The sequence below is a fragment of the Planotetraspora thailandica genome (assembly GCF_016863335.1).
GTDB classification, from domain to species: domain Bacteria; phylum Actinomycetota; class Actinomycetes; order Streptosporangiales; family Streptosporangiaceae; genus Planotetraspora; species Planotetraspora thailandica.
Genome location: NZ_BOOR01000042.1, coordinates 91,024 through 98,456, shown reverse-complemented (window position 1 = coordinate 98,456; position 7,433 = coordinate 91,024). Strand labels below are relative to the sequence as shown.

The 7,433-nt window shown below is 69.7% G+C and carries 9 protein-coding genes; 6 read left to right on the top strand and 3 right to left on the bottom strand.

Annotated features, from left to right (window positions below; translation table 11 throughout):
* Positions 1-731: DUF4241 domain-containing protein (locus Pth03_RS26275; RefSeq protein ID WP_203947064.1), on the top strand; the 731-nt coding region annotated here is incomplete at its 5' end.
* Positions 732-870: 139 nt separating this feature from the next.
* Here Pth03_RS26275 and Pth03_RS26270 read toward each other — a convergent pair.
* Positions 871-1,398 (bottom strand): hypothetical protein, encoded by a 528-nt coding sequence (locus tag Pth03_RS26270; RefSeq protein ID WP_203947063.1) that lies wholly within the window; start codon positions 1,396-1,398, stop codon positions 871-873.
* Between the two features lie 124 nt (positions 1,399-1,522).
* Between Pth03_RS26270 and Pth03_RS26265 the strand changes: the two genes are divergently transcribed.
* The 5 genes from Pth03_RS26265 (at position 1,523) to Pth03_RS26245 (ending at position 6,264) form a co-directional block, all read left to right on the top strand.
* A complete protein-coding gene (locus Pth03_RS26265) occupies positions 1,523-2,872 on the top strand; it encodes a cytochrome ubiquinol oxidase subunit I (protein ID WP_239119372.1) in 1,350 nt (449 codons plus the stop codon).
* Between the two features lie 13 nt (positions 2,873-2,885).
* Entirely contained in the window at positions 2,886-3,893 is a 1,008-nt protein-coding gene (locus tag Pth03_RS26260; protein ID WP_203947061.1) for a cytochrome d ubiquinol oxidase subunit II, read from the top strand.
* A gap of 108 nt (positions 3,894-4,001) precedes the next feature.
* Entirely contained in the window at positions 4,002-4,409 is a 408-nt protein-coding gene (locus tag Pth03_RS26255; protein ID WP_203947060.1) for a GntR family transcriptional regulator, read from the top strand.
* Positions 4,410-4,411: 2 nt separating this feature from the next.
* Entirely contained in the window at positions 4,412-5,290 is an 879-nt protein-coding gene (locus Pth03_RS26250) for an ABC transporter ATP-binding protein (RefSeq protein WP_308442380.1), read from the top strand.
* Positions 5,287-6,264 carry an ABC transporter permease gene (locus Pth03_RS26245; protein WP_203947058.1) on the top strand — a complete coding sequence of 326 codons (978 nt, stop codon included), beginning with the start codon at positions 5,287-5,289 and terminating at the stop codon, positions 6,262-6,264. Before Pth03_RS26250 ends, Pth03_RS26245 begins: the two co-directional genes overlap by 4 nt.
* 83 nt (positions 6,265-6,347) lie before the next feature.
* On the opposite strand, the gene Pth03_RS26240 is transcribed toward Pth03_RS26245, so the two are convergent.
* Both Pth03_RS26240 and Pth03_RS26235 read right to left on the bottom strand, forming a co-directional pair.
* Complete coding sequence (locus Pth03_RS26240) at positions 6,348-6,596, bottom strand: hypothetical protein (RefSeq protein ID WP_203947057.1); 249 nt, start codon at positions 6,594-6,596, stop codon at positions 6,348-6,350.
* Between the two features lie 73 nt (positions 6,597-6,669).
* Entirely contained in the window at positions 6,670-7,398 is a 729-nt protein-coding gene (locus Pth03_RS26235) for a Mut7-C RNAse domain-containing protein (protein ID WP_203947056.1), read from the bottom strand.
* Positions 7,399-7,433: the final 35 nt, after the last annotated feature.

Genomic DNA, 7,433 nt, shown 5'->3' with positions numbered 1-7,433 from the left:
AGCCTTGCCAGTTGATCACCAGGTCTCACAGGATGTGGGATCTATGTCGCTCTATGGAGAGGCCTTCCATGACCCTGCCCCCACCCAACTGCGAGTTGATGTTCCGGCCAGGGATGAGGTACGGCTGGCCGAACCGGGACCCGGTCGACATCTTCGTGGCGGACGTGGGTGCGGTGAACCTGGCCACCGGCCGACTGGTCGTACGGGACAACGACTGGTGGGTTCCGGACTCCGGACATGACGTGGAGGCGTTCACTGAGGAGATCCCGGCCGGGCGATACCGGATGGTGCTGTCATTGGTCGGCTTCGATGAACGAGGTGTCGGGCTGAGGGGGGCCGCCGCCAAGGTCGTGATCAGGGAAGAACCGGCGGTTTCCTGGGAGATGGCGCTGCGTCCTGGACAGGACCCGTCGAAACTCGGCGAAGGGGAGTTCTTCGGATTTGGCGTCGACAGCGGGCAAGGGCGCTTCCTGGATGTGACAGCTCTGCCTCTGCTGCGCCGGTTCCAAGACGACGCTCGTGACGAGTGGGAAGGCGTCCGCGACGACGTGATGCGGGACGGCTGGGCCGAGGTCACCGATGCCGAGTCCGGGCTGAACGTCATCTTGTTCGACTGCGGGATGGGGGATGGGGCGTACCCGACCTGGATAGGGCGCTCGGCCGACGGTGAAGTCGTGTGCTTCATCAGTGACTTGGAGCTCTTGAGCCACAGCCTGGGCCCCATCGGATAGCGCGCCTCGCGCCCCTCCTTTGCTTGCATGACGCTCCCATCTCAACTGGGCCGATGCTCATAGCCTGCTGACCGTGACCATGGAGTACCTGCAGGAGGATGGAAACTCTACGAATGCTTCGGCATCGGCCGCAGACGAGCTACGGCACCTGTTGCCGCGGCGTCAGGAACTTCGACCTCGGGTCGTACCCCTCCGCGGGCATGACGGGGCCCAGGGCGGCCTTGTCGGGCCTGAGGCGGTTCATGGAGATCGCCAGCGACGCTCCGTACATCATGTGGCCCAGCGCGAGGAGGGCCTGGCGGCCGGGGACCTCGCGGTATGAGGCGGGCAGGCCGCCCATGCGCGGCACCAAGCGCCGGCGACCCGCGTACCAGACGGCAAGGCCGTAGGCCGCGCCCATCACGAGGGGGACGCGCCTGCCGCCGCCGAGCATGCCGAGGGCGGCGCCCGCGGCGCTGCCGTACAGGAACTGGCCGATCGTGGTCAGCACGCTCTCGCCCGATCGGCTCGTACGGCCGGCCGGCGTGATCCGCGTGAACCACCTCGGCGCGACCTCCCGACTGGGGTCGCCCACCAGGCCGGCCCGGTCTCCCGCCATCAGCACGGCGCTGTAGACGGCGGTCGCGAGCGCACCGCCGACGGCGCCGTTCACCAGGTTGCGCGTCATGGATGGGTGTGTTCCCGCACGCATCAGGACTGTTCCCCGTGATCCGTTCCGCTTCGGGTAAACACCTCGCCTCCATGCCCGCCGCCCGGTTTGTGCGATGGGGCGGCGGGGGCACGGACGGGCCATGATGATGTTCGCCGTCCTGGCGGGTCCGGCGAGCCCGGGTGACCTGGTGGCGGCGCGGACCCAGATGGCGCTGTCCCTGGGCTGGCACATCATCCTGGCCTGTTTGGGCGTCGGCATGCCCGCGCTGCTGCTTTTCGCCGAATGGCGGGGACTGCGCACCGGCGATCCGGACTACCTGCGCCTGGCCCGGCGGTGGGCCACCGCGGTGGGTGTGCTGTTCGCGGTGGGCGCGGTCTCCGGCACCATCCTGAGCTTCGAGATGGGCCTGCTGTGGCCCGGACTGATGGGCGTCTACGGCGAGGTGATCGGGCTGCCGTTCGCCCTGGAGGGCATCGCGTTCTTCCTCGAAGCGATCTTCCTCGGCGTCTACCTCTACGCCTGGGACCGGCTGCCGCCGCGCGTCCACCTGCTCAGCGGCGTTCCCGTGATGGTGGCGGGCGTGGCCTCGGCGGTGTTCGTCGTGTCGGCCAACGCGTGGATGAACCAGCCGCGCGGCTTCGACCTCGACCACGGGCGCATCACCCGGGTGGCCCCCTGGCAGGCGATGTTCAACCCGGCGACGGCTCCCCAGGTCGTGCACATGGTCATCGCCGCCTTCATGGTGTCCGGGTTCGTGACCGCCGGGGTGTACGCGGCGGCGCTGCTGCGCGGGCGCCGCGACCGCTACCACCGGCTCGGTTTCCTGGTTCCGTTCACGCTCGCTGCCGTCCTCGCTCCCGTGCAGATCGTCGCGGGCGACTACGCGGCCCGCTTCCTCGCCGGCTACCAGCCCACCAAGCTCGCCGCCGCCGAGGCGGTGTTCCCGACCGGGCCGAACGCGCCCCTGCACATCGGCGGGCTGGTGATCGGCGACGAGATCCACTACGCGCTGGAGATCCCCAGCGGGCTGTCGCTGCTGGTCGGCTTCAACCCCGGCACCGTCGTCCAGGGGCTCGACCGTACGGCTCCCGCCGACCGGCCGCCGGTCGCGCCCGTGCATCTGGCGTTCGACACGATGGTGGGGATCGGCGTGCTGTTGCTGCTGCTGGGCGCGTGGCTCGCCCTGAGCTGGTGGCGCAGGCGCGACATGCCCTCCTCGCCGTGGTTCCTGCGCCTCGCGGCGATCTCCGGCGTGCTCGCCGTGATCGCGGTCGAGATGGGCTGGATCGTGACGGAGGTGGGCAGGCAGCCGTGGATCGTGTACGGCAGGATGCGCACCTTCCAGGCGGTCAACCCCGCGCCCGGCCTGTGGGTCAGCCTGGCCGTCGTGTCGGCCGTCTACGTGGTGCTCACGATCTCCACCCTCTACGTGCTGCGGCACATCTCCCGGACGGGCCGGGTGGCGCCGCAGGAAGCGCCGGCGACGTGATGGACGACTGCTGATGGACAGCGCGCAGGCTCTGCTGGCGGTGATGTGGGTCGCGCTCACCGCCTACGCGCTGCTGGGCGGGGCCGACTTCGGCGCCGGCGTCCTCGACCTGCTCGCCGGGCGCAGCCGTACGGGCATGCCGCAGCGGCGGCTCATCGAGCATGCGATCGGTCCGGTCTGGGAGGCCAACCACGTCTGGCTGATCTTCGTGCTCGTGCTGCTGTGGACCGGCTTCCCCGTGGTGTTCGCCTCGGTGATGTCGACCCTCTACATTCCGCTGACGCTCGCCGCGCTCGGCGTCATCGCCCGCGGAGCCGCCTTCGCCTTCCGCAAGGCCAGCACCGAGCTGTGGCAGCAGCGCCTGTTCGGCGGGGCGTTCGCCCTGTCGTCGGTCTTCACGCCCTTCTTCCTCGGCGTCGTCGCGGGTGGCATCGCCTCGGGTCGCGTGCCGCCGGGCCTGGCCGCGGGTGACCTGGTGACCGGCTGGGTCAACCCGACCTCGCTGCTCGGCGGCGTGCTCGCCGTCGGCGTCTGCGCCTATCTGGCCGCCGCCTTCCTGTGCGACGACGCCGTGCGGGCCGGGCGGGCGGAGCTGGCAGAAGCGTTCCGCCGCAAGGCCCTGGTCGCGGCCGTGGCCGTCGGCGTCGTCGCGCTCGCCGGAATCGCGGTGCTCCACTTGGACGCCCCGAGACTGTTCTCCGGCCTGACCGGGCGGGCGTTTCCGCTCGTCGTGGCCAGTGCCGTACTCGGGGTGGCCTCGATCGCGCTGCTCTGGCTGCGCCGCTACCTGCTCGTGCGGGGCGCCGCCGTGCTCGCCGTCGCCGCCGTCATGTGGGGATGGCCGGTCGCCCAATATCCGCTGATGTTGCCGCCCCGGCTGACCGTCTCCGCGGCGGCCGCGCGGCCCGAGGTCACCACGACGGTGCTGGTCGTGGCCTTGGTGGGCGCGCTGCTCGTGGTGCCGTCGCTGATCTGGCTCTTCCGCCTCCAGCACCGCATGCCGTACGACTCCTCCGGCTGATGTTTCGCGGCTCACGCCTGCGTCCGTGAGGCCATCCCTTGACGGGCGCAGGCTCCGGGCTGTTCTATTGTCCTATTGTCATAGGACAATAGAAGGGAGGTTTTCCCTGTGATCGAGTTCCTACTCGACGGCTACTCCCAGGCGGCGCCGTACATGCAGCTCGTTCAGCAGGTCAAACAAGGCCTGCGGACCGGGTTGATCGAGCCCGGAGACCAGCTGCCCAAAGTGCGCGACGTGGCCGAGTCGCTGGCGATCAACCCCAACACGGTGTTGAAGGCCTACCGCCACCTGGAGGCGGAAGGGCTGGTCGAGGGGCGGCCGGGCGTGGGCACATTCGTCCGGCGCACCCTGGCGGGTCCCACGCTGGCCGGTCAGGCCGAGCTGCGCCGCGAACTGGTCGCCTGGCTGCGTAGGGCCCATAAGGCGGGTCTGGAAGAGGAGGACGTGGTCGCGCTGATCCAGACCACGATGCGCGCCACCTTTCGAAACGACGAGACGAGGGAGGAAATAGCGTGAGCATGGCCTTGGAGGCCCACGGCCTCGGCAAGCGGTACCGGCGGAACTGGGCGCTGCGAGACTGCTCGCTGCATCTGCCCGCCGGGCGGATCGCCGCCCTTGTCGGCCCCAACGGCGCGGGCAAGTCCACCCTGCTGAACATGGCCGTCGGACTGCTGCGCCCGACCGAGGGCACCCTGCGGGTGCTGGGTCAAAGCCCCGGCGGCAACCGCGACCTGATGGACCGCATCGGCTTCGTCGCCCAGGACACTCCGCTCTACCCGGACTTCACCGCTACCGAGCTGATCACCATGGGCGCGAAGCTCAACCGCCGCTGGGACACCTCGCTGGCCCGGGAGCGGGTGGAGCGGCTCGGCATCCCGCTGGACCGCCGGACCGGCGAGTTGTCAGGCGGCCAGCGCGCTCAGGTCGCCCTGGCGCTGGCCCTCGCCAAGCGGCCCGAGTTGCTCCTGCTCGACGAACCGGTGGCGAGCCTGGACCCGCTGGCCCGCCGCGAGTTCATGCAGGTGCTGATGGGCAGCGTGGCGGATGGCGAGACCACCGTGTTGCTCTCCTCCCACCTGCTCGGCGACCTGGAACGGGTCTGCGACTACCTGATCGTGCTGCAGGCCGCGCATGTGCAACTGCTCGGCGGCGTGGACGAGTTGGTGAGCGAGCACAAGACGCTGGTCGGTCCGCGCCGGGAACGAGCGAGCATCGCCGGCGTGTCCGAGATCGTCCGGGAGAGCCACACCGACAAGCAGACCACGTTGCTGGTCCGCACCGACGGGCCGATCCTCGATCCGGCTTGGTCGGTGCACGACGTCACCTTGGAAGACCTCGTCCTGGCCTACCTCGCGTACCCGGCCCCCGGCCGCGCCATATTAGGAGTCGCGCAATGATCTGGCTGGCCTGGCGGCAACACCGCAAGCAGGGGCTGTTCGCCGTGGTAGGGCTCGCGGTGCTCGCCGCCCTGCTGGTCCCGACCGGGATCTCCATGCACCACACCTTCACCGACAGCGGTCTCGCCGAATGCCTGCGCAAGCTCGGCACCGCGGAGTTCCTGAAGCCCGGCGCCGACTGCGACTCGCTGTCGAGCGTGTTCACCAACCAATACGGCACGATGGCCACCCTCGGCATGCTGTCCGTCTTCCTCCCGCTGCTGGTGGGGCTGTTCTGGGGAGCCCCGCTGGTCGCCCGCGAACTGGAGCAGGGCACCCACCGGCTGGTCTGGACCCAGGGAGTGAGCCGGCTGCGCTGGGCGCTGGTCAAATTCGGGCTTGTCCTCGCCGGCACGCTGATCGTCTCCGTCTGCTACGCGCTGCTGCTCTCCTGGTGGCTCGAACCGCTCAGCCAGGCAGGGCAGGGGCGCCTGGCCGAACTCAACTTCGACGTGCAGGGCGTCGCGCCCGTGGCGTACACGCTCTACGCGGTGGCGCTCGGAATCTTCGCCGGCACGGTATGGCGACGGGTGCTGCCGGCCATGGCGGCGGCGCTCATCGGATTCCTGGCGCTGCGCTTCGTCCTGCTCCTCGGAGTGAGGGCGCATTTCCTGCCGATCAGCGAGCGCACCTACCCCGTGATCGGCCAGATCCGGCCCAATTCGACCCTCGGGGACTGGATCTACTCGGTCGGGATCAAGGACGCGTCGGGCAAGGTGGTGGCGGCCAACCAGCAGATCCAGTGCGCCCCCGCCGTGGCCGGCAATCCGAATGGACCGTGCGCGGCCTTCGGCCCCGGCGCCTACAACTTCCAGCTCTACCAGCCGGGTGGCAACTTCTGGCCGATCCAGTTCATCGAGGCCGGCCTGTTCACGGCCCTGGCCGCCGTGCTGCTCTACCTGGCGATCCGGCAGATCCGCACCCGTATCGCGTAGCTGGAGCGCTGATCTCCCCGGCCCGCCAGAGGGGCAGGCCGGGGCGCCTCCATCGCTCCACCGAAACAGTGAGATCAGCCGATTCAGTCGCCGAGGTCACGGGCCATGTTGTCGAAGCACCACGCCAGAGACTCGATCCGCTCCTCGGTCACCGGCCGGCCCGCGCGTATGTCCGGGATGTCCGCCCGGCGGACGATCACCATCGTCCTGCACCTGTCCTCGATCTGGTCGATGGGCAGGATCACGCAACTGCCTCGCTTGAACACCAGGGCGACATTCGGGTCGGCCGACTCGAGGAGCCGCCGGACGCATTCCCGATCGACGAGCACCATCGGACCCTCCCCTCAGTACTGCACGTTGTTCGCGTTCCCCGACGAATGACCAGCAAACAGTCCGCGGTACGGCTCAGCCGGCCCGGTCGAGGGAGACGATGCGTGACGCCCTGTCCACGATCGCCTTCAGGCGGTTCCCGTGCGCTCCGCGCCAGTAGACGTGGCCGCAGGCGAGGCAGCGGGCGAATGCGTCGTAGCTGCGCCTGGTCCCCGGCGGCAGGGCATGTTCGATCTCGGCCTTGCCGACGGGCGACAGGTGGCCGTTGCACGCCGTGCACCTCGTCCAGGGGGCGAGCGGCGGAGCGAAACGAGCGAGCACGTCGCCGAGCTGATCGTCCGGTCGGGAGCCGCGGACGTAGGCGCCGAGCCACAGGCCCCTGCGGCACAGCAGCCGGCGGTCCTTGGTGAGCAGCACCCTCGATTCGTCGTTCGCCTGCCTGATCAGCGCGTCGTCGTCAAGGTCGTTCCGGTAGGCGGTGTCGACGCCGACCAGGCGCAACCGCCGGGCGAGTGTGCCGAGGTGGACGTCGAGGACGAACAGGGGAGCCGGAACCCGCTGCGGACGCGGCATTCCGAGGACGTCGACGACGTCGGCCGGGTCCGGGCAGTACGACGGCGTGACCGGCCTGCCGCAGGCGAGCAGCGAACCGATCTCCGGGAGCGGGACGCCGGCCGACTCGACCACGTGCCCGAGCGACGACGTGCCGTCGTAGGGGAGGCGCAGTTCGGCGCGCCGCAGGCTGGGCGGGAGGAACAACCACAGCTCCTCCGCGACGCGCAGGTCGAGTTCCCGCCGTTCCATGTCTCCATCATGCCGAGTTCAGGCGGGAGACTCGA